Origin of the sequence: Pseudomonas sp. MF6747 (assembly GCF_963890955.1) — a bacterium.
GTDB lineage: Bacteria > Pseudomonadota > Gammaproteobacteria > Pseudomonadales > Pseudomonadaceae > Aquipseudomonas.
Genome location: NZ_CAWPSZ010000014.1, coordinates 96461 through 119109, shown reverse-complemented (window position 1 = coordinate 119109; position 22649 = coordinate 96461). Strand labels below are relative to the sequence as shown.

Below are 22649 nucleotides of genomic sequence, written 5' to 3'. Positions count from 1 at the left end.
TTCTTTTCGGTCACTTGATTGACTGCTTGGATTTTGAATTCTTCGGGATAACGCGGGTTGCTCATGGCACCTCCTGATTGGCCTCATTTTAAGGCATGGAGGTGTCTACGAAACCCGGGGCGATTCAGTAGTGACGGTTTTGTCATGAATGGCTCAACGATTAAGGACGTTCATGGACAGTTTGGGGGGCATGGCGGTGTTCGTGCAGGCTGGCGAAGTCGGCAGTTTCGTCGGTGCAGGGCGAAACCTGGGTATCTCGGCCTCGGCGGTCAGCAAAAGCATTGCGCGGCTGGAAGCGAAGCTTGGCGTGCGGCTGTTTCACCGCAGTACTCGCAGCCTGACGCTGACGGCTGAGGGCACACGTTTTCTGCAACGGTGTCGGCGGGTCATTCAGGAGCTGGAAGCGGCGGGGGAGGAGTTACGCCAGACCGCCTCTTTGCCTCAGGGGCCTTTGCGGGTAAGCCTGCCGATGATCGGCAAGCCATTTCTGCCGGTGTTTGCCGACTTCCAGTTGCTGTACCCGGATATCCAGCTGGACCTGGAATTCACCGATCGCCTGGTGGACATCATCGGCGAAGGTTTTGATGCCGTGGTGCGCAGCGGCATGCCCAAGGACTCTGGCTTGTCGGCCCGTTGCCTGGGCCGTTACCGCATGCTCGCGGTCGGTTCGCCGGGGTACTTTGCCCGGCACGGTCTGCCAACACGGCCCCGCGATTTGCTTGAACACCGCTGCATTCACTTTCGCTTTCCCGACACGGGCAAGCTGCAGCGCTGGCTGATTCGAGAGCCTGAGCAACCTGAGCTGGAGCTGCCGCGCACGCTGATCAGCAACTCGGTGGAGGGCCGCGTGTGTTTTGCGCTCAAAGGCTTGGGGATTACGTACGCGGCAGACTTCATGGTCAGGGAATACCTGGCGTCGGGTGAGTTGTGCGCGGTGCTGGAGCCGTATAGCGAGGAGACCAGCACCTTCAACCTGTTGTGGCCGTCCGGCAGCCAGGTGCCGCTCAAGCTGCGTGTGCTGATTGATTTTCTCAGCCGTCGAATCGGTTTTCTGTCTTAGCCCAACAGTATCAATGCAACGAATCGCCCTCGTGGCCGCTCCTATGCTTACGAATAACCTTTTCACGCACACAGGTAACGGGCTTATGACGGCGGCGGACAACGATCATGTGAACTGGCTGGTTGAGCAATCGATGCTGCACGCGGCGCGCCAGCGCGCCAAGCTCTATTCGGGGCAAGGGCGGTTGTGGCAGCAGCCGTATGCGCATACCCGGCCGCGTGATGCGTCAGCCTTGTCGTCGGTGTGGTTTACCGCGTACCCGGCCTCGATTGTGACCCGTAAAAACGGCACGGTCCTGGAGGCGCTGGGGGACGAAAGCTTGTGGCACGCGTTGTCGAAGATCGGCATCCAGGGCATTCACAACGGCCCACTGAAAAAATCCGGCGGGCTCTCCGGCACGCGGCATACACCGACCATCGACGGCAATTTTGACCGCATCAGTTTTGAAATCGACCCGCAACTGGGCACCGAGGCACAGTTGCAAGCCCTGACACGCATGGCCGCTGCGCACAACGCGGTGATCATCGACGACGTGATCCCATCTCACACCGGCAAAGGCGCGGATTTCCGCTTGGCCGAGATGGCGTATGAGGACTATCCCGGGCTTTACCACATGGTAGAAATCCGCGAAGAAGACTGGCCGATGTTGCCCGACGTCGCCGAAGGCCGCGACGCGCAGAACCTCAGCCCCGCGCAGGTGGATGCGCTACGCGACAAGCATTACATCGTCGGCCAGTTGCAGCGGGTGATTTTCTTCGAGCCCGGCGTGAAGGAAACCGACTGGAGTGCTACCCCGGTGGTGGTCGGCGTGGATGGCAAGCCGCGCCGTTGGGTCTACCTGCATTACTTCAAAGAAGGGCAGCCGTCGCTGAACTGGCTGGACCCTTCGTTTGCCGCGCAGCAAATGATCATCGGCGACGCCCTGCATGCGATTGACGTGATGGGCGCCAAGATCCTGCGCCTGGATGCCAACGGCTTTCTGGGGGTGGAGCGCAAGCTTGAGGGCGGCGCCTGGTCAGAGAGCCATCCGCTGTCGATTACCGGCAACCAGTTGCTCGGCGGCGCGATTCGCAAGGCCGGGGGGTTCAGCTTTCAGGAGCTTAACCTCACGGTGGATGACATCGCCGCCATGTCACACGGCGGCGCGGACCTGTCCTACGACTTCATCACCCGCCCGGCGTATCAGCATGCGTTGCTGATGGGCGACACCGAGTTTCTGCGCCTGATGCTGCGCGAGATGCACAGCCAGGGCATCGACCCAGGCTCCTTGATTCATGCGTTGCAGAACCATGATGAGCTGACTCTGGAACTGGTGCATTTCTGGACCTTGCACGCCCACGACAATTATCTCTATCAGGGCCAGACTTTCCCCGGCAACATTTTGCGTGAGCATATCCGCGAACAGATGTACGAGCGCCTGGCCGGCGAACATGCGCCGTATAACCTCAAGTTCGTCACCAACGGCGTGTCCTGCACCACCGCCAGCATCATTACCGCAGCGCTGGGTATTCGTGACCTGGAGGCGATTACGCCGACTGACATCGAGCAGATCCGGCAGATCCATTTGTTGTTGGTGATGTACAACGCCATGCAGCCTGGGGTGTTTGCCTTGTCGGGTTGGGACCTGGTTGGCGCACTGCCGTTGGCGGCCGATGAAGTCGCGCATTTGATGGCCGACGGCGATACCCGCTGGGTGCACCGTGGCGCCTACGACCTGGTGGACTTGAACCCCGAGGCCGAGCTGTCGGCGGGGCAGATGCCGCGCTCGAAAGCCCTGTACGGCAGCCTCAATCAGCAGTTGCAGGACCCGCAGTCGTTTGCCTCGCAGCTGCAAAAAATCCTCGCGGTGCGCAGTGCCTATGGCATCGCCGCCAGCCGGCAGATTCTGGTGCCGGACGTCGAGCATCCCGGCTTGCTGATCATGGTCCACGAGTTGCCGGCCGGGAAGGGCACGCAGATTACCGCGCTCAACTTTGGCGGCAGCGCGATCACTGAAACCCTGCACCTGCCCAATATCGCGCCGGGGCCGGTGGTGGACATCATCAATGAACGGGTTGAGGGCGACCTCACTGCCGAGGGTGAATTCACCATCACGCTGGATGCCTACGAGGGCCTGGCGCTGCGCGTTGTCAGTCATTCGCCGATGGTTTGAGTGCCGACAGGGCTGATTGACGCATCGATCAAGTGCCGCATTAACGCGGCGTTCGAGCGTGAGGCTTGCGATCAACTGCATCCTCTGCGTCGCGCTGGCGCAAACCCTCGGTAATGCCTTGGGCCAGCAATGCGTTGGCCTGGCGCAGATTGCCTGGTTGCTGCGGGTGTGCCAGCCAAACGTCCATTTTCAGCTGAAAATCACTCAGCTCGACGGTGGTCAGCTCATCTGCGTGAGCACTGCTGGTTAACAGCGTTGCCGGAATTAGACCCAGCCCGAAACCGGCCGCGACCATGCGCATCTGCATCGCCGCGCCATGGGTGTCCAAGGCCAGTTTGAGCGTGTGGCCGTGTCCGCCCATGGCCGCTTCCAATGCCGCGCGATACCCGCAGCCTTTGGGGTTCAACACCCACTCGACGGCTGCCAGGTCGTTGATCGTGGCGGTCGGGGCCACCCGCGGTGTGCGCCTGCTCTGTACCACCCGAATGTCGAGTGTGGTGATCAGTTGCGCTTGCAGCGAGGCGGGTGGGCTATTGGCGGCGGGCAGCATCAGCGTGGCTGCATCCAGTTCGCCGAGGAGCAGGCTTTGCTCGAGCTCGGAACTCCAGTGGGTGACGATCTGCAGTTCGAGCCCGGGCAGTTGGTCGCGCATACGCGTGACCACCTCGAGCGCCACCGCGTCCCCGACGACCTGCGTCAACCCCACACGGAAGCGCCCGCTGGGCGTGGCATTTTCCTGGGGGATACTCAGCAGATGCTCCGCGTCCTTGAGCAGCGCCACGGCTTTTTCGTAGACGCGACGCCCGATGGCAGTGGGCGAGGGCGGACGCGTCGAGCGATCGAATAATGCGTCGCCCAAGGTGTCTTCCAAGTGCTGAATGCGACGAGACACCGCCGACTGCGTCAGGCAAAGCGTTTGCGCTGCCTTGGTCAGTGACGCGCTATCGACCACGGTGACGAAGGCCTTCAAGTCTTGAAATAGCATGCGAAATACTCATCATCTTTTAGAAAATTATGCGCTTGATGAATCTTGTCGTCGCGACTAGCGTGGTATCACTGGCCGCCGGTGTGGATGGCCGCTCACCCTGTTAAGGATATGTTCATGCCTTTAGTCCGAATTGACCTCGCCGCCGACACCTCCACCGACACCGTAACCGCCATCGGTGAGGTGGTATATGCGGCGATGACCAGCGTTGCCAACGTGCCTGAGCACGATAAATTCCAGATCATCAACCGGCATGCCAAGGATGAACTGGTGTACCCGGCGGCCGGTTATCTGGGGATCACCTACACGCCCAGGATTGTGTTTATCCAGGTAACGTGGAACGCCGGGCGCAGCATTGAAGTGAAAAAGGCCTTTTATACATTTATCGCCGAAGGCATTCACGCCAGGACCGGGTTGCGCAAGGAAGACGTGTGGATCAGCCTGGTCGACGTGAAGCGCGAAGACTGGTCATTTGGTAACGGTGAAATGCAGTACGCGCCGACCGAGTGACCCAGGCACTAAAAAAGGGGCGACTCAGTCTGAGTCGCCCCTTTTTTTATTCGGCGTTCAGCGCCTGCAGAAACGCTGTGTGTTGCAGGGTTTGCGAAAACATCGGCAAGGTGAACTGCTCGGCTGCGTGCTGTTGTTCTTCACTGAACGTCGCGGTGCAATCGGTCAAGGTCACCACGTCATAGCCTTTCTCGTAACCTGATCGAACCGTGCCTTCGACGCAGCAGTTAGTCAAAAAGCCTGCGACGACCAGGTTCTGGATGCCATTGTTGCGCAGGACCAAATCCAGGCCGGTGGTGGCGAACGCATCCAGCCCGCGTTTGCCTTCAATCACAATATCGGCGGCTTCGCGCGTCAGCGCGTCGCTGATCTCGGCGCCCCAGGAGCCGGCGCGAAAGGCGTTGCCGTCGGCGACGCCCTTGAGGATGCCGTAGGAGCGCGTGGTCAGCTCAGGGTAGCCGTCGGCAAATTGGATCGGTAAGTGGATGATCTTCACGCCCAGCTTGCGTGCCTGCTCAATCGTGGTGGCGGTGTTTGCCAGCATGTTGGAGGTGTGCATGACGTCTTTGACGGCGTCATGGAACACTCCGCCGGGAGTAGTGAAGTCGTTCTGGTATTCAATCAACACAATCGCGGTTTTATGCGGGTGCATGGTCGCTCTCCGATCAATAGGGTTTATTCGTTGCTGCTTTCAACCAGGGCGACGCTGTAGGTCGCACCCTTCAAACGGTGTGCAGCGACCGCCTGATACGCGGGGCTGTCGTACCAGGCGCGCGCCGCCGCGGGGGTGGGGAACGCCAGGATTACCATACCTTCTGCCTGTGCGCCCTCGAGCGCGTGCGGCGTGCCCTTGACCACCAGGTCGATGGGGTGCCCGTCAAACGTATCGCGGACCTGGCTTTGGTACAGGTCCAGCTGTGACTGGTCGTGGGTACGCTCTTTGGTGAACACAATAAACGCGGTCATGTCAGTGGCTGCTTGGAATAGGCGCGTGGGGGGCAATAAAGCCCTGGTCTTTCAGCGCTTGCCAAAATTCGCGCGGGATGCGGGCCTTGATTGCCTGCGTGTCTTCGGTAATACGCGAAGGCCGACTTGCGCCAGGGATGACGGCGGCGACCAGCGGGTTGGCCAGCACAAATTGCAACGCTGCTGCCTTGATATCGATGTGGTAGTGCTGCGCGATCGCGTGGATTTTCGCCACCTTGTCGAGCATGGCGGCAGAGGCAGGTTGGTACTCGAAGTGCTTCCCGCCGACCAGCACGCCGGAGCTGTATGGGCCGCCCGCGACAAACTCGGCGCCTTTGGCCTGAGCTTTGGTGAACAGGCGTTGCAGCGGCTGCTCATGATCCAGCAGCGTGTAGCGACCGGCGAGCAGGAAACCGTCGGGCTGAACCTCCTCCAGATCCAGCAGCAGTTCGCAAGGCTCAACGCGGTTAACGCCCAGCCCCCAGGCCTGAATCACACCTTCTTCCTTGAGACGCGACAGCGCCTTGAAGGCGCCTTTGCGGGCAATGTTGAAGTGTTCGATCCACTCATCACCATGGGTGTCCTGGGCCACGTCGTGGACGAATACGATGTCCAGGCGGTCGGTGCCCAAACGCTGCAGGCTGCTTTCGATGGAACGCAAAGTGGCATCGGCCGAGTAGTCGCTGAGCATCTTGTTCGGGTTGCCCTGGCTGAACGGACCGGAGCCTGCGTTTGCGTGCACTTCGTCAGACACCAGGCGGCCGACTTTGGTGGAAAGGGTGTACGCATCCCGAGGGTGATGGGCCAACGCCTTGCCCAGGCGAGTCTCGGACAGCCCGGCGCCGTACAGCGGCGCGGTGTCAAAGAAACGGATGCCTTGAGCCCAGGCGGCGGCGACGGTAGCGGCTGCCTCGTCTTCATCAATGGCGCGGAACATGTTGCCCAGCGGCGCCGTGCCGAAGCCCAGTTGCCCGATAATGTTGTCTTTCAAACTCATTGCATCACCTCGGCCTCATCAGGCCTTTAATCGTAGGTCAAGCACGACGGTTGGGTCGTGTTCGTTGAGGAATTTCTCAAGCGAGAGTGAAGATACATGAGTGTAAACATCTATTAAATAGATTCTGTATAAAATCTATTTGAGTTTTTTGAGTGTTCAAGCGTGAGTGAGGTTTGCCTGGCTGCTGATCGGTCTGGTGCAAACAGGCTGATTATTGCGATGCTAACGGCCCACGCGTCACGACCCGCCCACATCGAATTCATGGAGAAACATCGATGCAATCGCTGCCCATCCCGCCGTCCATCGTCGGGCACACGCTTGAGTTACGCCCTTTGGACAGCGCTGATTTCGAAGCCCTGTACCGCGTCGCAGCCGATCCGTTGCTCTGGGCTCAGCACCCGAGCCCAACCCGATATCAAGCGCCGGTATTTCGTGAGTGGTTCGACCAGGCATTGACGTCGCAGAGCGTTGTGGTGGTGATCGACCGTGCCAGCAACGCGTTGATAGGCAGTTCTCGCTACTACGACTTCAGTGAAGAAAAACGTGAGGTTGCGATTGGGTACACATTTTTAGCCCGTGAAAAATGGGGCGGCGCAGCGAATGGTGAACTCAAGCGCCTGATGCTCGACCACGCATTTCGCTGGGTCGACACTGTGTGGTTCCATATCGGCGCTCAGAACATTCGCTCACAACGGGCCATGGAGAAAATCGGCGGAAGGTTGTCGCATTCCGCAACGAAGGATGTCGCCGGGCGCACCCAAGAGAACCTTTTTTATAAAGTTGAGCGTGATGCGTTTGTGGGTAACCAGTTGTAGTGGATCAGGATGCGAGTGTGATTGTCGGTCGGCTGGACGCGGGGGGATTTGCGGAGGGCAAAACGAGAAGGAACGGCAGCTGTGGTTCGATCTCCAACAGAGACCTGCGTGCACAATGTGATGCTTTGAAGCGTTGATCGATGATCGAGAGAGTGAATTTACTTCCCGAAAAATGTAGAGGTGCCACCTCTAATACATCAGTTTTCGACACCGGCGATGCATTGGGAAAATACCCTTCCTGGGCGGCTTCGATGCCGCAAATGCTAAATTGCCGCCCAATCAAATAGGCGACGACATGCGGATTTTGATAGCGGCGGTAGGGGTTCAGGAGCTTCAAAATGGGATTCGCAACAACACTCTGGGAATGGTATGGGCAGGGGGAGTACAAGCGGGTGCTCGCCGTTTGTGAAACGTTTCCTGCGCTGGAATTTTTGGCGATGAGTGCCGATGAGCAGCGAGGAGCTATTCCGTCTTGCCCTGCCTGTGAAGCCTGGTCAATGACAATGCTGCCGTTGAACGATACGTTGGTCGTCTGTGGCACAGCAATGCCCAGCGAAGTTGGAAGCAATCTCCACAACCTATGGCAACTCTGCAGCAACCTGCCTGAACACGCTTTTCGTTGTGGCGACTGGGTGTTATTCGATCATCAAGAATGGCAGCCCATTCGTGATTACGCCCAGAAACTGCTGGGTCTAATGGAGTGCCTGGAAATACAGCCTCACCTGGACGACCTGACAGTTGATTGTTGCAACGAGGTAAAGGGGGACATCGTTGCCAATTTTAAGCGTACATAACAGCCGTCAATGCCCAGCCCCGCGCTGGGCTTTTTGCATCTGGCGAAAGCATACGTATAAGAAAGGCGCTCCGTAGAGCGCGTAATAGCTACTTAATCCAGGCTTACTTTAACGGAAAGGTAGCCATGAATGCTGTCCCACTTTCAATGGTTGAACTAACCGAAACCGTGCCGCCGTGTGCCTTCACGATTTCGCGAACAATGAAAAGCCCCAATCCAACGCTGCGACTGTCTTGCGCAAGATTGACACCACGGGTCATCGGACTGAAGACCGTGGCCAGAAAGTCTGGAGGAATCGGTATACCCCAGTTGTGCACCACCAACTCGAAACCTTGCTCCGTAATGGAGGAGGTTACTGTCACCGGGCGATCCACCGCTCCGTACGTAACAGCATTGGAAATAAGGTTGCCTGCAAGCTGCGTAAGCCTGTCGCTGTCAGCCATGCATAGACCCTGGCCATTGATAGAATGCAGAAACTCTCGTTTGGGATAAACGATTCGAAGCTGCTCGACAGCCGAAGCGATCAGCAGGTGTAGGTCGATAGTCGTTTTTGTTACCCCAATACCGCGCCCTATTCTGGCCTGCGTGAAATCCAACAAATCGTTGATAAGCCTGCGTGCCCTTTGCGCCGCTTCCTGAGTGTGCCGAACCAATTGTTGCTGCTTGGGGGACAGATCATTGCGCTCAAGCACCTCGGTGGCCATTGAGATCACTGAGAGGGGATTACGCAGATCGTGACTCACTATCCCAATCATTTGCTCAGAGAACAGAGCACGGTCTTCTGCTGCCGCCTGCTCCCGTTTTACGTCTGTAATGTCATGAAGAATACCGACAAACTGAACGAGCTTGTTATTTGGGTCGAATGCCGCACGCCCAGTGGAGAGTACCGTGCGCTGAACGCCATCAACGCCGTTCAATCTATAAGTGCAGCGATACTCCTGAGCAACCGATCCGAGAGCCGCCGAAAATAACTCGGCCTCTCTTGGGCGGTCATTAGGGTCTATTAGGTCTGAGTACACTGAGGCCGAAACATCCTGGTTTGACGGATAACCGAGCAATTGCGCCACGCTGTTATCGTAACGACGCTCAAGTGTCACCGGGTCGACGTCCCAAACGTGCATTTTGGCCGACTCCAGAGCAACCCGCAGCCTGGCATCGGCAACCGACAAATCCCGCTGAAGCGCCAGGTGAGCTTCGAGCGATTCCTCAGCTTGCCGTTTGGAAATCAGCACTTCCTGCTCGAATCGATGCCGCTCGATCACTACAAAAGCGCAAACCTCATCGAAAATGCCTCCAAGGTGCTCCCGCCTTGTTGCGTTGAGAATCATGGGTAATTTTTTACCCTCAGACGTCGCAAACTCAAGCTTTACCTCGCAGATGGAACGCTGCATCTCAAGCAAAGGCATCCAGTGAGTTTGATGGAAAATCCGTCCTCCGATAGTCAGCAACTCTTGAAGTTTACGTCGGCCAACCAACTGATCTTTGGAGTACCCCAGCCACTCGCAGAAGGTGGCATTTGCCCGAAGGATTAAACCGGCCTTGCTGGTGATAATGAGGGCGCAGGGAGCGTGCTCGTAAAGCAAGTCGGCATCAGGGAGTGGGTCGTCATTAGCCCCCATGAGCAATTCGACCCTGAACGCTTGCAATGAAGCTTTGGATCGCATTGATGCATAGATCAGGAGCACTCAGGTGCGGGCAATGCCCCACGTTTTCTATCACCTCAAGACGATTATCCGGGATCACCTTGTTGAGGTAACGACCGACTTCGACAGGTGCAATGATGTCGTCGGAGGACTGAATAATCAGCGCCGGCGCCAGTAACTTGGCCACGTCATTGCGGTTATCAGATAGGAAAGTCACCCTGGCGAATCGCTTCGCAATATCAGGGTCTGTCTGGCAGAAGCTATTGGTTAATTCGACACCAAGATGGGGCTGTCCAGGCGCGCCCATGATGGCGGGGGCCATGGAACTCGACCAGCCAAGGTAGTTGCTTTCCAACGTCTCCAGAAGTGAGTCGATGTCCTCCCTGCTGAAACCACCAAAATATTCACCATCGTTGATATACGACGGTGAAGGCCCAACCATGACATGCGCCCCAAATAGGTCAGGACGCTTATTGGCGGCGATTACGCCAGCCATAGCGCTGACAGAATGCCCGACAAATATGACCGGGCAGTCCGCAAACTCCTCAATAATCTCCACGATGTCTTGCGCGTACCCTTTTAATGATGAGTACCTCACAACCTCGTAGGCTGAGAGGTCTGACTTCCCACAGCCTACGACGTCGAAAAGAATCGTCCGAAAGTTTTCGCGGAATGCCGGCTCGACCAGTCTCCACATATTTTGATCACACCCAAAACCATGCGCAAACACTAGAGTGGCAGGGCCTGAACCGTGGACGCGTACATTGTTGCGAATTAGGACAGACATTTAAGCCTCCTGCGCTGATCACACATGGAATTTGAAAGGGCGAGTTTAACAGTCTATGTCATTAAGTGCCGTCGTCCGTCTTGCTTGGCAGCAAAAACCTGGACGATAGCAAGTCTCAACGGGCATGGTCCGGAGGCTTATCTGAAGGGGGCGGGCGAGCCCTTGGCTGAACGCTACATCGCTGACGAACTGCCGGTTGCACAGGCGGTCGAAGGCGGCACGCAAGGTAGGCATGCAGCGCCACCCATTTCAATCCTTAGGTCTCGGCGGTGTCCAGTATGTTGATACGCTGCGCAAGGACCGTCATTCGACAAATAAAGGAAATATTCGATTTGCCAAATTGATAGGAGTGTTTGCGGGTGAACGCTACGGTGGATTCGCACTTCGACTCGATCCCAGTCTCCTCCAGTACTTCGCGCTCCATAAAAACAAGCGCCTGGCCATCGATCAGGACCTTGCGGCCCAGGACCAGAAACACACTCGAGTATTGCACGCTGACGATTAAATCAATGAGTTCTACGTAGCCTGACAAGGACTTGCTGGCTTTTGTTCAGCAGCAAGGTTGGTGAAAAAAATGCAGCCTATTAACTTGGCGAATAAAACTAACGTCTCCTCAAGATCCGGGTCTTCAAACAAGATTGAGCGTGAGTCCAGCGCGCATAAAGCGCCAAAGAGGCGTCCATCAGGAAGGAAGATAGGCGCGCCTGCATAACTTTCCAGTCCGTATTGCTTGACGACATGGCGATCTGAATATCTGTGATCGCCACTGATTTTTGGAATGAAGAGGGCTTTGGGGTTTCTTCTCAGCTCGCTGCAGAGGGTGATTTCCAACTCCAGGGTATTTCCAGCCTCTATCCCTAAATGCGTTGGGTCGCACACTGAGCAAACTATCCAGTCCTTTTCCGTGAATTTGGCAATGCCTGCAAATCGCATCCCTGTCAGGCGCGTAACAAGCTGCAAAATAGTGCTCGTGGCCTCCAGTTCAGCTATTTCAGAGCGTTCATCTGCGCTCAGCACAGAGTGCAAGGCAATCTCATGAGAAGCCATTTTTATCCTCTGCTGTCTGTCGCTGAGCGTGTCACTGTTGATTTGTGAATCTGTGCCATGAACCCTGCACTGTGCTTGATCCAGCTTTTAAGTCCGGAATCGGAGAACCAAGTCGTTCAAGTTCACGGCTAGACGTGATAATTCATTGCTTGCAGTCAACGTCTGGCGAGTGCCCTCAGTGCTTTGAATTGCCAAGTCACGAATGCTTATAAGACTGCGATCTACGTCACGTGCAACGTGAGCTTGTTCCTCGGAAGCGGTCGCGATCTGAATATTGCGGTCGTTGATTTCCAGCACGGAATCAATAATTTGGCGCAGCGATTGGCCTGCTTGCTCTGCCGTATCTCGCGTGGTGTAAACCTCAGAAGTGCTCTTGTGCATCAACTCCACTGCGGCTGAAGAACCGGCTTGAATGGTGGATATCATCTGTTCAATTTCCTGGGTCGAAGTTTGGGTGCGGTGCGCCAACGCCCGAACCTCATCGGCCACCACTGCAAAACCACGGCCCTGTTCACCCGCACGTGCCGCTTCAATTGCTGCATTCAACGCCAGGAGATTCGTTTGCTCGGCAATCGCCCTGATCACACTCAGCACTTTGGTGATGTCTTGAGCCTGGCCTGCGAGTTCTTTCACCTGGTCTGAGGAGACTTCGACCAGTTCCGTCAGTCCGCGCATGGCCGTTAACGTTTCAGTCACTTTTTGATTGCCCAGATCAGCCGCCAAGCTGGACTGCATGGCCGCTTCAGATGTGGAGTTGGCATTGCGCGCGACCTCTTCGACGGCGACGCTCATTTCGGTCACTGCTGTGGCCGCTTGCTCGATTTCGCTGTTTTGCTGCTGAAGGGTGCGATCGGCACTTTCTGTGATCGAAGTCATTTCGACAGCTGCGGTACTCAATTGAGCAGACGCTCCCGAGATTTCTAAAATCGTGCTTCTGAGATTTTTCTGCATCCGATTGAGTGCATGCATCAAGCGCGAGGCTTCGTCTGAACCTGTCACTTCAAGGTCGTGGGTGAGGTCGCCAGACGCGATATCTTCCGCCAACTTCAGCGAGGCGCTGATGGGGCTGACGATGCTTTTAGTGAACAGGGTCGCCAGGACGATGGTTAAGATAAATGCGACTACCAGTACCGAAATCAAGACGTTAACGCTATGGGTATATACATCTGTCGCGTCTTGCCCCGACACCACCGCCTGACGCGCATTTTGCTCACGAAGAATGGTTAGCTGCTCCTGATAGGCGCCTGCTCGCTGTGCCTGCTCTGTGTTCGCAAAAAGAACAGCTTGGTCATGATCAGCAATATCGAGGGCAAGTACGTTCTTGAGGCCGTCGATGTAGACATTCATAGCTTGGCTTGTCTTCGAAAACTGCAGTTCATCCTGCTGGCCAGAAATCAGGTGTTCACGGTAAAACTCGGTCTTCGACTGGAGCGTCTGTATGGCGCCTTCGACCAATGACAGCGATTTATCATGCACATCCTTGGTCGTGCTCGACAGCATGCGGATACTTTCAAGGCGAGCATGGAGCAGGGCGATTTGAATGTCGTCAATGACCTGGATGCTGGGCAATGAGTTTTGCTCGATGTCCTGCTCTGCATTACGCAGGTGATCTATCTGCAGATACGAGAAGCCCGCCAAGCTGATGAGCAGGAGTGTGATTAGCCCAAAGCAGACGAAAGCCCTGCGCGCGATATTCAAGGATCTTAATTTCATATAGGCCTCCGAAGGCCGGGATTTATTGGCGTGGCAATCCACGTCATTTTGTTGAGCGCGAACAAAACAGACTGTTCATGCAGCACAGTGACTCTCGGCTGCAGCTTGGGGGGGCAGACGTAAATCCAGGAATACAAAAGAATGAATCGAGATAATAGGCGCGCTAAATAATTGCGCGCTTATGAGTTTGAGGTGCTCATGCCGTAAGTGGGCCGGAGGGGAGTTTTCGATTAATCCAAGCGGGGGTGTGCCGCAACGACGGGCTCACCGTTGCAGGCTTCGCGCATTGAACTACGCTTGCCGGGAGCGCTCTGACTTCGATCATTTTGGTAACTGATAGGGCATCATGGACAAGCGGCTTGCGGGTCTGTCAATACTGCTGACCCTCGGGTGGGTCGTCACGGTGGCGGCCGTCATGTGGTATTTCTACGACAATTAATCTGAAGGCCGAATCGATTCAGGCCTTTTAATCCTGACGTTCCCCAGGGCCGTATCGCCTTTGCACCCCGCGAAGACTTCTGATGGCATATCCCTGATGCAGTCACAACCTTACCCGTGGAATGGCTCGGGCTGCTCAACCGTGACCCTGAACTGCTTAACAGAGCGCTTTCTGGGTTACCCGAAGATATGCCTGTGCGCAGGATGCTGATCGACTTAGCGCTTGGCGGGGTTGGCCATGCCACCCATCATCTTGACGAATCTTCCTTCTTAGGCAGCGTTGACGAGGCGACCTCAGCGCTGGAGCGTGCCAGACGACTCATAGCAGAAGCCCCTGATCCCGAAGCGCTGGCGTATCTGACATCTGAAGTGCAGCATTTCGACCGCCTCATCGCGGACTGGAAAGCCTATTCGGAAAATCCCGTAGGCGGCTTCCCCGAATGGTGCGCGAAACTGGGACGAGACTACACAGATTCCGCCAAGGTCTACTACGAGAGATGAGGCGGCGACAGATCCAGCGCGCATCAGGTTTCCTCAAGAGCGAGTAGGTTTTCATAGCAGTTTGAGAGCGGCGAAGGATCACATCTGAATGTGGCATCGGTGTTCCTCCCTGAGGCGAACAGCGTAGCAGGGAGCTTCTTCGGTGTGGCGCCGTAGGTTGCCGCAGACACCGCAAAGAAATTGAACACGCCCTGCCAAGCGCAGGGCGTGTCTGACACTACTTGCCTAGCTTTTTACGAACGTCAGTCACCATCGGGCCTACGGCCTTAACCGCGTCTTTGAGCTGTTGCTCTGTTACCCCGAACGCCTTCGTCCAGTGCTTTAGCTCCCAAGGTTCTGATGTGTTCACTCGAGCACGATCTTGAGGCCCACGGTTTTTCAGATCATCAGACATACTCCACTCCCTGCGGGTTGGCCTGGAGGGCCCAGGCGACTCTCGATAGAGCATGGGAAAGTATGGGTAGTTCGATTGAGGTTACAGGAGGGTAAATTGCATTCGGCTGGACGCCGCAGGAGGGCAATTGCGGAACAGGTGTGTCAATTGCGGAAAAAAGAAAAGGCCTGCATGAGTTTCCTCATGCAAGCCCTTGATATCTATGGTGCCCGAACCCGGAATCGAACCGGGACGCCCTTACGAGCGGGGGATTTTAAGTCCCATGCGTCTACCAGTTTCGCCATTCGGGCGGTAGCGCGGTGCAGCAGGGTTGGGAATATATAGACCCAGGCGCTTGGATGCAAGGTCGAACGTTGTGTTTGTTGCATTCGCGCAAAGTTGAAAAAGCTTGCCAGATCAGTGCCCTACACGAGAAACCTGCCGTCGAGGTGAGGGTTTTGACACGCCACGACATGCTCCTGTCACTATCCGACGCAGCCCTGAATTAGAGTGCGCCTGCGCATTCCTGTCAGGTCGGCTCATGAAATTTGCATCTGATCCCATTGTCACTCAACAGTTTGAGCAACGCATACGGTTATTAAAACCGGTCGACTATCGAGCTGCGGCATCGTGCTGACGGTTTTGCCGAGATGGATTTCGAGGGTGTGGTTCTGGCGATAGGCGACGAGCGCTTGGTCCGCTTGCATCACAACGGATTGGCCGTCACTGCGAGTAACTGCTCGGCGATCCCGGCATTTCAAGTGGAGGAGGTCGAAGCTGTCCTGCTGCGGGTCAGCAGCACGCAAGTGGCCATGCCCGTGACAATCATGCCATGGGCAATACTTGCGCACTGCTGCAGGAACCCGACGGGAACCTGGTGAATATCTTCTCAATACCCGAACAGCTCAGACAAAGTGCTGCCCGCTGAACCCGCGTGGCAAGCGCTGCAACCCGGGCAGGTCGGTCAGGCGTTGCGTCCACGCACTGCGCCAGTCGCTGGCAGCGTGGGTCTGGGTTTTGCGCGCGGAGCGGCGGGCGGCATTGCGTTGTGTGCGGCGCGCTTCTTTGTAGGCTTCAGTATTGCGGCAGGTGCGGCATTTGACTCGGTTCAGTTCGGTGCTGGACGTAAGATTGCTGCCGTGATGGCCGCAGGCTAGATGCCCGGCGACCTTGAAGTGAGTGACCATGTAAGCGTCTCCTTCTTATGGGGGTACGCGCATCCCAGACCAGCAGGTGCACGTGAGCAGGGCGGGGCAATTAACCCCGGCGCCTCAGGGTTTTGACTCCAGGCGCGGCGCGGCGTTCGGTTTTGTTCCGCGGCGGGTTCGCGTTACCCTGTGAGGCCAACAATCATAAAAAGGAATGGATGATGACTGTCGACGTGTTGCCGCTGGAAGGCAGTTGCCGTTGTAACCGGGTGCGCTTCAGCGTGAGCCTGCCCCCAGTGATTACCATGGCTTGCCATTGCAGCGGCTGCCGGAAAATGACCTCAAGCGCGTTCTCCCTCAGCGCCTTGATCCCTGCCAGTGGCTTTACCGTGACCCAGGGTTGCCCAGTCATAGGCGGCTTGCACGGTGTGGACCGTCACTATTGCTGCCCGCATTGCATGAGCTGGCTGTTTACCCGTCCCCATGGCATTGACGAATTCGTCAATGTGCGCGCGACGTTGTTGGATGACGCCCACGACTACGTGCCGTTCATGGAAACCTGGACCAGCGAAAAGCTGCCCTGGGCCTCCACGCCTGCCGTCGAAAGCTTTGCGCAATTGCCAGCGCCGCAGGACTTTCCACGCTTGATGCAGGCCTATGCCGCGTTCAGCGCACGCTGAGTTCAGTCAATCAGTGCCAGCAGGTCGGTGTCGCCTACATCCACGCCCGCTTGGGTCAGCAGTGTGGTTGCCTGGCCTCGGTGGTGGGTCTGGTGATTGAAAAAATGCACCAGCAAGCCAAAGAACGGCTTGTGGTTCGCGGCGCCGCGCATGTTGTGATAACGCAGGTGCTGGTCCAGGTCGGAATCGCGCAGGCTGTGCGCCCACTCGATGATGAGCTGATCCAGCCATGCGCGATGGGCTGACAGCACGCGCAGATCGGCAAAGGCCAGCTGCTTGAGGTCGGTGGGTGTGGCAATCGCACTTAAGGGGGCCAGCGCCGAAAAGCCCGCGGGATGCTGGGCAAAACGTTTGAGCCAGACGGTATCCCCCAGCGCGAGGTGATTCAGCGTGCCGAGGATTGAGCCAAAAAACGCCTGTCGATCCGCCGCCAGCTCCGCGTCCGTCAGCGTGCTGGCGGCGTCGTAGAGTTTGCGGTTCATCCACTGGTTGTAGTTGGCCATCAACACGATGTGCTCGATACGGTTCACGGGTGCTCTCTCTCAACAGCGCAGTGGCGTCATCATAGAGCGTGCCTGCCCGGCGGTCATGGTGTTCCAGCAGCGGCGGGCTATGGTTGTTGAATGCCAACACTGCGCCCTGGGAGGGTAAGACCATGAACACCAGCGATCTATTGGAACAATTGCTGCGCGGGCAGTCAGGCAGCGCCTCCTCGGGCGGTGGCCTGGGCGGCCTGTTGGGCGGTTTGCTCAAAAACACCAGCGCCGGCAATGCCTCGGGAGGCGGTGGGTTGGGTGGATTGTTGGGTGGCCTCGGTGGGCTGCTGCGCGGCGCGCCCGCCAGCGGTACGACGCAGGCGCGTTCCGGCGGGATGAATTACGCGGCATTGGCGTCTCTCGGGATGGCCGCGTTTCAGGCGTATCAGGCCTGGCAACGACAGCAGGCGTCTGCACCCCAGCAAGCCATTCAGACGGTTGACCAGCTCGACGGCCCTGAGGCCGAGGCCCACAGCCATGCACTGTTGCGTGCATTGATTGCGGCCGCCAAGGCGGATGGCAAGATCGATGCGCAGGAGCAACAGATGATCAGCGCCGAGATTGGCCGCCACACCGACGACTCGCAACTGCAGCAATGGCTCGACGCCGAAGTGGCCAAGCCGCTGAATGCTGCGGATTTTGCCGAGTATGCGCGTGACCCGGCGGTGGCTTCGGAGATCTACCTGGCCAGCGTGATGCTGGTCAATGATCAGCAGCAGGAAGAGCGTAGCTACCTGGATGAACTGGCAGGGCAGTTGCAGATCGATCCTGATCTGCAACTGCACCTGGAACAGCAGGCCAAGGCTTAGAAACGTAGGGTGGCACCGGTCGTCAACCACTGATCGCGCGCGCCGCTCAGGCTCTGCCCGACGACGACATCCACATCCACCAACGCGCCGAGATGGAAGCGGGGCCCGGCCTGCCACGCCTGGTCGCCGCCTTCCTGGCCGTAGCGCTCACCGATCAGTGTCAAAGCATGCGCAAGCTCATATTCGAACCCCGTGCCCCAGGTCAGGCGGTGGTGTTGTTCGCCGCCGTTGTAGGCATGTGTCCAGCCGCCATTGAGGTTCAGGCGCAGCGCTTCGACAGGTTGCCAGGTCAATGGCACATTCAGGTCCGCGCCGTCGAACGCGTGCTGGCGGTCCAAGGCAAAATGCGACGTTGCCGAAACCGCCAGCTGTAGCCCAAGGTCCTCGCGTGACCACACCTGCGCCTTCACTTGCGGGCTGACCTGCGTTTGGGCATCACCGGCCTGGCTGGCGCGCGACAGTGCGGCGCTCCATTGCACCGAGGGCAGTGCACTGAAGGTACAGGCCGGGTTCAAGGTTTCGCTGTGGCTGTTGCCTTGGTGCCGATTGGCGGTGTACCAGGCGTCCACATTGCATTCGCCCGGAGCGTTGACCGCGCCGTCATCAACCACATAGGCACCACCGGCCGCGTGAGCTTTGGAAAGCAGCGCGATGAGCAGGACAAGGCCCAGGGTCACGCCGATAAACGTCAGGTTACGTTGCAGTGCACGCCGCTTGGCCGGCGGCAGCAGCAACAGGGTATGGCGAGCGCCGCGATAGTGACGTGCGCGATATTTGGCAAACCCGTCTTGGCGATGAGGGGTGTGTTTTTTGTGCATGATGCACCTCGCTTGAATTCAGCTTTCTACGGTCAGCACCGAAATGCCGCTGGCTTTGGCCTGGCAGACCAGCTCCGAGGTGTCGTCACCACCCGGCAGGGCGATGACCACGTCGGGGCGGCTGTCGGTCAGCATGAAATGGTTGCGTTGGCGTTCCGCCTGCTTGCCATGGCGTTGCCAATTGGGCGGGTAACGCACCACGTCGATGCCGATTTCCCGCGCCCATTCCTCAACGTCACTGCCCAGGAATTGGTTGCCGCCGTGAATCAATACCTGCACCGGGCGCAGGCGGTGGTAAGCGTCCAGCACTTGGCGGGACTTTTTGGTGTCGGCGTAATGACGACCTGCACAGATCAAGACGCGCATGGTGAGAATCCTTGTGTTGCACGGTGGCCGCCGGGCGACGGCCACCGTTTTCAGAGGCGGGGGATCAGTACCACTGCTTGAAGCGGCGGATGTAGATCGTTTTCATCAGTTGAGCCACGCAGCAGTAGGCCAACAGCGTGCCGACCAGCCATGGGAAGTACGCCAGCGGCAGCGGCTGCAGGCCGACCAGTGTGCCCAGCGGCGAGAACGGCACGTAGATCCCCAGGCCGATGACGATGGCGGTCATCATCAACACCGGCCAGGCGGCCGTGCTCTGGAAGAACGGGATCTTGCGAGTCCGCAACATGTGCACGACCAGGGTTTGCGAGAGCAGCCCCTCGATAAACCAGCCGGACTGGAACAGGGTCTGCATTTCCACACTGTTGGCGCTGAACACGTACCACATCAGCGCAAAGGTGGTGATGTCGAAGATCGACGAGGTCGGCCCGATCCAGATCATGAAGCGGCCGATGTTTTTCGCATCCCACTTGCGCGGTTTGGCCAGGTATTCCTTGTCCATCTTGTCCCACGGCAGGGCCAGCTGGGAGATGTCGTACATCAGGTTTTGCAGCAGCAGGTGGATCGCCAGCATCGGCATGAACGGAATGAACGCACTGGCTACCAGCACCGAGAACACGTTGCCGAAGTTGGAACTGGCGGTCATGTTCAGGTACTTCATGATGTTGCCGAAGGTTTCGCGGCCCTTGAGCACGCCTTCTTCCAGCACCATCAGGCTCTTTTCCAGCAGGATGATGTCGGCCGATTCCTTGGCGATGTCGGTGCCGCTGTCCACCGAGATGCCCACGTCGGCGTCGCGCAGCGCTGGTGCATCGTTGATGCCGTCGCCGAGGAAACCCACAGTGTGGCCGTTGGCTTGCAGCGCTTTGAGCACCCGGGATTTCTGCAGCGGCGTCAGCTTGGCAAACACGCTGCGTTCTTCCACGCGGCGCAGCAGCGTCGCGTCGTCCATCGCTTCAATTTCCACGCCCAACAGTGGTTGACCAGGTTCCAGGCCGACCTGGCGGCAGATCTTGCTGGTGACCACCGCGTTGTCGCCGGTCAGCACCTTTACCGCCACGCCAATTTGCTGCAGCGCTGCAATCGCCGGGCCCGCAGTTTCCTTCGGTGGGTCCAGGAAAGTCAGGAAGCCCTGGATCACCAGGTTGCGCTCATCAATCGTGGTGTACTGCTGGCGAGCCAGCGATTTAGGGATGTTGCGGGTGGCGACCACCAGTACACGAAAGCCATCCTCGTTGTAGTCATTGGCCAGTGCCAGCAGCTCGTCACGGCGACGATCATCCAGCGGCACTGCAGCGCCATCTTCCATGACGTGGGTGGAAATGCTCAGCATCTCTTCCACCGCGCCTTTGCACACCAGCAACTGGTCGCCGGCAGCGTCCTTGACCACGATCGACAGGCGACGGCGCACGAAGTCGAACGGCAATTCATCGACCTTGCTGTAGGCAAATGGCCGCTGGAACTTGGGATTGTGTTCCGAGAACTGCACCACGGCCTGGTCCATCAGGTTTTTCATGCCGCTTTGGTGGTAGCTGTTCAGCCAGGCCAGGGACAGCACCGCATCATCACGTTGGCCAAAGGCGTTGACGTGGTGTTCGAGGATGATCTTGTCCTGGGTCAGGGTGCCGGTCTTGTCGGTGCACAGCACATCCATCGAGCCGAAGTTCTGGATCGCATTCAGGCGCTTGACCACCACTTTGCGCTTGGCCATGGCGGTCGCGCCCTTGGCCAGGTTGGCGCTGACGATCATCGGCAGCATTTCCGGGGTCAGGCCCACGGCTACCGCCAGAGCAAACAGGAACGCGTCGCCCCAGTCGCCTTTGGAGAAGCCATTAAGCAGGAACACGATCGGCACCATCACCAGCATGAAGCGAATCAACAGCCAGCTGACGCTGTTGACCCCACGGTCGAACGCGGTTTGCACCCGCGAGCCGACAATCGCCTTGGCCAGCGAGCCAAAGTAAGTGCGCGGCCCGGTGGCAACCACCACGGCCTTGGCGCGTCCGCTGACCACGTTGGTGCCCATGAAGCAGATGTTGGGCAGGTCCAGCAGGTTGCCCTGGTCGGCCGCGAGCGAAGAGGCGGATTTTTGCGTGACGTCACCGAGCGTGTCGTACTTTTCGACCGGCAAGGCTTCACCGGTCAGCACGGCCTGGCTGATAAACAGATCGCGGGATTCGATCAGGCGCACATCGGCAGGGATCATGTCGCCGGCCGACAGTTGCACGATATCGCCAGCGACCAGGTCGCGCATCGGCACTTCGCGCAGCGTCGGCTGGGCGCCGACTTGCTCACGCCGCAGCACAGTGGCAGTGGTGCGCACCATGGCCTTGAGTGCTTCGGCGGATTTGGCCGAGCGGTGTTCCTGCCAGAAGCGCAGCAGGCTGCTGAGCAGCACCATGGTCATGATGATGATGACTTTGGTCAGGTCGACTTCTTCACCCGCCTGTAACGGCAGCCAATAGTCGGTGACAAAGCTGATGCCCGCCAGGGTCAGCAACACGTAGATGAAGGGATTGTTCAGCGCCTGCAGGAACTGGACGATGGCGTGAGGCGGCTTGTCGTGGGCCACTTCGTTGTAGCCTTCGCGTTGCAGACGCGCCGAGGCGTCCAGTTCGGTCAGGCCATCCTGGGTGGCTCGCACGTTGGCGAGGGTGGCCTGCAGGCCGTTCTGGGCTTCGCGGGCGGCGCGCATCGACAGTTTGGTGTCGGTGTCGGTGCCATTTTTCTTGTGCAGAGGCGTGTTTTTTACGGCGCTCATTGTCTGTACTCCTGTCGCCAATTCTCGACAAAACATACCCGGTACTTACCTGAAGACAGGCGAGCGAAAGCATGCCGAGCCGCAAACTTCGCGATCGGTTTAAATAAGGTGTTCACATAACTTCTACAGCGCCCGCCAAACGCGCGTTAGTTAACTTACGCGCAGCGGGCTACTACTGGACGTGTTCATAAAGAACTCCAGAACATTAATTAGAAAGTTGCTGTTTCCAGCCGGGTTAAGCGCTGCGAGTGCTCAGGTAAAGTCCGAACATCAGGCTCGCTTGAGCCAGCATGGAAACCTGGGGTCTCTGCGGGTCTTGAGGGTCGGCATGGTCCCAATGCTGCAGCAGTTGGCCGCTGGCAGGGCACAGATGCCAGTGCGCCAACACAGGGGCCGGACGCGCCTGGTCTTTGCTGGCTTGAGGGGAGGGTGCAGCAAACGTGGCCCGGGTAGGCGAAAAGCCTACGGGCTCGCGGCACAGCTTGGCGCGCAGGGCAGCGGCCAGCGTACGTACATCGGGCAAAGCAATGAGTTGGAAGGTCATAACACACCTCGGGACCGGACGGGCGACCGGTGAGGCAGTTACGGTGGAGCATCAAGCTCTAGCGCAGCTTACCGGACCTGGAAGGCGAGTCCTGTCATATTCTGGGTTTGGCGCCCGATGCCCGCTAAAGCGGTGCTCGGACAGCGACTAGATACTGTGTCCATTGGCTTCTTTTGTGAGGTTTAAAAA

At 57.8% G+C, this 22649-nt stretch carries 23 protein-coding genes, 1 tRNA gene and 2 pseudogenes; 9 read left to right on the top strand and 17 right to left on the bottom strand.

The window, feature by feature from the left end:
- The first annotated feature begins 172 nt into the window (after nucleotides 1-172).
- Together AACW30_RS15945 and treS are read left to right on the top strand one after the other, a co-directional pair.
- Nucleotides 173-1060: a LysR family transcriptional regulator gene (locus tag AACW30_RS15945; RefSeq protein WP_119740223.1), complete on the top strand. Its 888-nt coding sequence runs from the start codon at nucleotides 173-175 to the stop codon at nucleotides 1058-1060.
- 85 nt (nucleotides 1061-1145) lie between these two features.
- Nucleotides 1146-3212, top strand: coding sequence for a maltose alpha-D-glucosyltransferase (gene treS / locus AACW30_RS15940; protein WP_200625278.1), 2067 nt, complete (start codon nucleotides 1146-1148; stop codon nucleotides 3210-3212).
- Between the two features lie 40 nt (nucleotides 3213-3252).
- Here the strand turns inward: treS and AACW30_RS15935 are convergent, their stop codons facing one another.
- Nucleotides 3253-4197 carry a LysR family transcriptional regulator gene (locus AACW30_RS15935; protein ID WP_200625277.1) on the bottom strand — a complete coding sequence of 315 codons (945 nt, stop codon included), beginning with the start codon at nucleotides 4195-4197 and terminating at the stop codon, nucleotides 3253-3255.
- A gap of 117 nt (nucleotides 4198-4314) precedes the next feature.
- Between AACW30_RS15935 and AACW30_RS15930 the strand changes: the two genes are divergently transcribed.
- A complete protein-coding gene (locus tag AACW30_RS15930; RefSeq protein WP_106579114.1) occupies nucleotides 4315-4707 on the top strand; it encodes a tautomerase family protein in 393 nt (130 codons plus the stop codon).
- Nucleotides 4708-4753: 46 nt separating this feature from the next.
- On the opposite strand, the gene AACW30_RS15925 is transcribed toward AACW30_RS15930, so the two are convergent.
- The 3 genes from AACW30_RS15925 to AACW30_RS15915 are packed head-to-tail and all read right to left on the bottom strand — an operon-like array spanning nucleotide 4754 to nucleotide 6670.
- On the bottom strand, nucleotides 4754-5359 hold the full coding sequence (locus tag AACW30_RS15925) for a cysteine hydrolase family protein (RefSeq protein ID WP_200625276.1): 606 nt from the start codon (nucleotides 5357-5359) through the stop codon (nucleotides 4754-4756).
- A gap of 23 nt (nucleotides 5360-5382) precedes the next feature.
- Entirely contained in the window at nucleotides 5383-5673 is a 291-nt protein-coding gene (locus AACW30_RS15920) for a DUF1330 domain-containing protein (RefSeq protein ID WP_119740233.1), read from the bottom strand.
- A gap of 1 nt (nucleotide 5674) precedes the next feature.
- Complete coding sequence (locus tag AACW30_RS15915) at nucleotides 5675-6670, bottom strand: aldo/keto reductase (protein ID WP_200625275.1); 996 nt, start codon at nucleotides 6668-6670, stop codon at nucleotides 5675-5677.
- Nucleotides 6671-6945: 275 nt separating this feature from the next.
- Between AACW30_RS15915 and AACW30_RS15910 the strand changes: the two genes are divergently transcribed.
- Nucleotides 6946-7485, top strand: coding sequence for a GNAT family N-acetyltransferase (locus AACW30_RS15910; RefSeq protein WP_119740238.1), 540 nt, complete (start codon nucleotides 6946-6948; stop codon nucleotides 7483-7485).
- Between the two features lie 338 nt (nucleotides 7486-7823).
- The gene (locus AACW30_RS15905) at nucleotides 7824-8279 is read left to right on the top strand and encodes a hypothetical protein (RefSeq protein WP_200625274.1); all 456 of its coding nucleotides are present in this window, start codon (nucleotides 7824-7826) and stop codon (nucleotides 8277-8279) included.
- 103 nt (nucleotides 8280-8382) lie between these two features.
- On the opposite strand, the gene AACW30_RS15900 is transcribed toward AACW30_RS15905, so the two are convergent.
- A complete protein-coding gene (locus AACW30_RS15900; protein WP_200625273.1) occupies nucleotides 8383-9897 on the bottom strand; it encodes a sensor histidine kinase in 1515 nt (504 codons plus the stop codon).
- Nucleotides 9887-10708 carry an alpha/beta fold hydrolase gene (locus tag AACW30_RS15895; RefSeq protein ID WP_200625272.1) on the bottom strand — a complete coding sequence of 274 codons (822 nt, stop codon included), beginning with the start codon at nucleotides 10706-10708 and terminating at the stop codon, nucleotides 9887-9889. The genes AACW30_RS15900 and AACW30_RS15895 overlap by 11 nt, the downstream gene beginning before the upstream one ends.
- A 232-nt stretch (nucleotides 10709-10940) precedes the next feature.
- Between AACW30_RS15895 and AACW30_RS15890 the strand changes: the two genes are divergently transcribed.
- Nucleotides 10941-11213 (top strand): hypothetical protein, encoded by a 273-nt coding sequence (locus tag AACW30_RS15890; protein ID WP_339385055.1) that lies wholly within the window; start codon nucleotides 10941-10943, stop codon nucleotides 11211-11213.
- Nucleotides 11214-11224: 11 nt separating this feature from the next.
- On the opposite strand, the gene AACW30_RS15885 is transcribed toward AACW30_RS15890, so the two are convergent.
- The 3 genes and pseudogenes from AACW30_RS15885 to AACW30_RS31555 form a co-directional block, all read right to left on the bottom strand.
- Nucleotides 11225-11755: a GAF domain-containing protein gene (locus tag AACW30_RS15885; protein WP_106579221.1), complete on the bottom strand. Its 531-nt coding sequence runs from the start codon at nucleotides 11753-11755 to the stop codon at nucleotides 11225-11227.
- An 87-nt stretch (nucleotides 11756-11842) separates the two neighbouring features.
- Nucleotides 11843-12442: pseudogene (locus AACW30_RS31560) on the bottom strand (methyl-accepting chemotaxis protein); the annotation flags it as partial.
- 306 nt (nucleotides 12443-12748) lie between these two features.
- Nucleotides 12749-13468: pseudogene (locus tag AACW30_RS31555) on the bottom strand (MCP four helix bundle domain-containing protein); the annotation flags it as partial.
- A 642-nt stretch (nucleotides 13469-14110) separates the two neighbouring features.
- Here AACW30_RS31555 and AACW30_RS15875 point away from each other — a divergent pair.
- Complete coding sequence (locus AACW30_RS15875; RefSeq protein ID WP_200625270.1) at nucleotides 14111-14407, top strand: hypothetical protein; 297 nt, start codon at nucleotides 14111-14113, stop codon at nucleotides 14405-14407.
- A gap of 217 nt (nucleotides 14408-14624) precedes the next feature.
- On the opposite strand, the gene AACW30_RS15870 is transcribed toward AACW30_RS15875, so the two are convergent.
- The 3 genes from AACW30_RS15870 to AACW30_RS15860 all read right to left on the bottom strand — a co-directional run bounded on the left by AACW30_RS15870 (nucleotide 14625) and on the right by AACW30_RS15860 (nucleotide 15967).
- Nucleotides 14625-14801, bottom strand: a complete 177-nt coding sequence (locus AACW30_RS15870) for a DUF3606 domain-containing protein (RefSeq protein ID WP_200625269.1) — start codon at nucleotides 14799-14801, stop codon at nucleotides 14625-14627.
- A gap of 203 nt (nucleotides 14802-15004) precedes the next feature.
- A tRNA-Leu gene (locus tag AACW30_RS15865) sits at nucleotides 15005-15091 on the bottom strand.
- Between the two features lie 594 nt (nucleotides 15092-15685).
- Nucleotides 15686-15967, bottom strand: a complete 282-nt coding sequence (locus tag AACW30_RS15860; protein ID WP_106579126.1) for a hypothetical protein — start codon at nucleotides 15965-15967, stop codon at nucleotides 15686-15688.
- A gap of 182 nt (nucleotides 15968-16149) precedes the next feature.
- Between AACW30_RS15860 and AACW30_RS15855 the strand changes: the two genes are divergently transcribed.
- Entirely contained in the window at nucleotides 16150-16608 is a 459-nt protein-coding gene (locus AACW30_RS15855; RefSeq protein ID WP_106579127.1) for a GFA family protein, read from the top strand.
- Between the two features lie 2 nt (nucleotides 16609-16610).
- On the opposite strand, the gene AACW30_RS15850 is transcribed toward AACW30_RS15855, so the two are convergent.
- The gene (locus AACW30_RS15850) at nucleotides 16611-17138 is read right to left on the bottom strand and encodes a DinB family protein (RefSeq protein WP_106579128.1); all 528 of its coding nucleotides are present in this window, start codon (nucleotides 17136-17138) and stop codon (nucleotides 16611-16613) included.
- Between the two features lie 125 nt (nucleotides 17139-17263).
- Between AACW30_RS15850 and AACW30_RS15845 the strand changes: the two genes are divergently transcribed.
- Nucleotides 17264-17953 carry a tellurite resistance TerB family protein gene (locus tag AACW30_RS15845; protein ID WP_200625268.1) on the top strand — a complete coding sequence of 230 codons (690 nt, stop codon included), beginning with the start codon at nucleotides 17264-17266 and terminating at the stop codon, nucleotides 17951-17953.
- Here the strand turns inward: AACW30_RS15845 and AACW30_RS15840 are convergent.
- From AACW30_RS15840 to AACW30_RS15825, 4 genes are all read right to left on the bottom strand, one after another.
- Complete coding sequence (locus AACW30_RS15840) at nucleotides 17950-18771, bottom strand: hypothetical protein (protein ID WP_200625267.1); 822 nt, start codon at nucleotides 18769-18771, stop codon at nucleotides 17950-17952. The two genes, AACW30_RS15845 and AACW30_RS15840, sit on opposite strands and share 4 nt — an antisense overlap.
- A gap of 18 nt (nucleotides 18772-18789) precedes the next feature.
- Nucleotides 18790-19137: a DUF2493 domain-containing protein gene (locus AACW30_RS15835; RefSeq protein ID WP_106579131.1), complete on the bottom strand. Its 348-nt coding sequence runs from the start codon at nucleotides 19135-19137 to the stop codon at nucleotides 18790-18792.
- 64 nt (nucleotides 19138-19201) lie between these two features.
- Nucleotides 19202-21916, bottom strand: a complete 2715-nt coding sequence (mgtA, locus tag AACW30_RS15830; protein WP_200625266.1) for a magnesium-translocating P-type ATPase — start codon at nucleotides 21914-21916, stop codon at nucleotides 19202-19204.
- A gap of 235 nt (nucleotides 21917-22151) precedes the next feature.
- Nucleotides 22152-22460, bottom strand: a complete 309-nt coding sequence (locus AACW30_RS15825; RefSeq protein ID WP_119740264.1) for a hypothetical protein — start codon at nucleotides 22458-22460, stop codon at nucleotides 22152-22154.
- Nucleotides 22461-22649 lie beyond the last annotated feature (189 nt).

Coding starts and splice junctions, on each gene's coding strand:
- AACW30_RS15945 (WP_119740223.1), top strand. CDS start 173: ATGGACAGTTTGGGGGGCATGGCGGTGTTCGTGCAGGCTGGCGAAGTC.
- treS (WP_200625278.1), top strand. CDS start 1,146: ATGACGGCGGCGGACAACGATCATGTGAACTGGCTGGTTGAGCAATCG.
- AACW30_RS15935 (WP_200625277.1), bottom strand. CDS start 4,197: ATGCTATTTCAAGACTTGAAGGCCTTCGTCACCGTGGTCGATAGCGCG.
- AACW30_RS15930 (WP_106579114.1), top strand. CDS start 4,315: ATGCCTTTAGTCCGAATTGACCTCGCCGCCGACACCTCCACCGACACC.
- AACW30_RS15925 (WP_200625276.1), bottom strand. CDS start 5,359: ATGCACCCGCATAAAACCGCGATTGTGTTGATTGAATACCAGAACGAC.
- AACW30_RS15920 (WP_119740233.1), bottom strand. CDS start 5,673: ATGACCGCGTTTATTGTGTTCACCAAAGAGCGTACCCACGACCAGTCA.
- AACW30_RS15915 (WP_200625275.1), bottom strand. CDS start 6,670: ATGAGTTTGAAAGACAACATTATCGGGCAACTGGGCTTCGGCACGGCG.
- AACW30_RS15910 (WP_119740238.1), top strand. CDS start 6,946: ATGCAATCGCTGCCCATCCCGCCGTCCATCGTCGGGCACACGCTTGAG.
- AACW30_RS15905 (WP_200625274.1), top strand. CDS start 7,824: ATGGGATTCGCAACAACACTCTGGGAATGGTATGGGCAGGGGGAGTAC.
- AACW30_RS15900 (WP_200625273.1), bottom strand. CDS start 9,897: ATGGGGGCTAATGACGACCCACTCCCTGATGCCGACTTGCTTTACGAG.
- AACW30_RS15895 (WP_200625272.1), bottom strand. CDS start 10,708: ATGTCTGTCCTAATTCGCAACAATGTACGCGTCCACGGTTCAGGCCCT.
- AACW30_RS15890 (WP_339385055.1), top strand. CDS start 10,941: ATGCAGCGCCACCCATTTCAATCCTTAGGTCTCGGCGGTGTCCAGTAT.
- AACW30_RS15885 (WP_106579221.1), bottom strand. CDS start 11,755: ATGGCTTCTCATGAGATTGCCTTGCACTCTGTGCTGAGCGCAGATGAA.
- AACW30_RS15875 (WP_200625270.1), top strand. CDS start 14,111: ATGCTGATCGACTTAGCGCTTGGCGGGGTTGGCCATGCCACCCATCAT.
- AACW30_RS15870 (WP_200625269.1), bottom strand. CDS start 14,801: ATGTCTGATGATCTGAAAAACCGTGGGCCTCAAGATCGTGCTCGAGTG.
- AACW30_RS15860 (WP_106579126.1), bottom strand. CDS start 15,967: ATGGTCACTCACTTCAAGGTCGCCGGGCATCTAGCCTGCGGCCATCAC.
- AACW30_RS15855 (WP_106579127.1), top strand. CDS start 16,150: ATGACTGTCGACGTGTTGCCGCTGGAAGGCAGTTGCCGTTGTAACCGG.
- AACW30_RS15845 (WP_200625268.1), top strand. CDS start 17,264: ATGAACACCAGCGATCTATTGGAACAATTGCTGCGCGGGCAGTCAGGC.
- AACW30_RS15840 (WP_200625267.1), bottom strand. CDS start 18,771: ATGCACAAAAAACACACCCCTCATCGCCAAGACGGGTTTGCCAAATAT.
- AACW30_RS15835 (WP_106579131.1), bottom strand. CDS start 19,137: ATGCGCGTCTTGATCTGTGCAGGTCGTCATTACGCCGACACCAAAAAG.
- mgtA (WP_200625266.1), bottom strand. CDS start 21,916: ATGAGCGCCGTAAAAAACACGCCTCTGCACAAGAAAAATGGCACCGAC.
- AACW30_RS15825 (WP_119740264.1), bottom strand. CDS start 22,460: ATGACCTTCCAACTCATTGCTTTGCCCGATGTACGTACGCTGGCCGCT.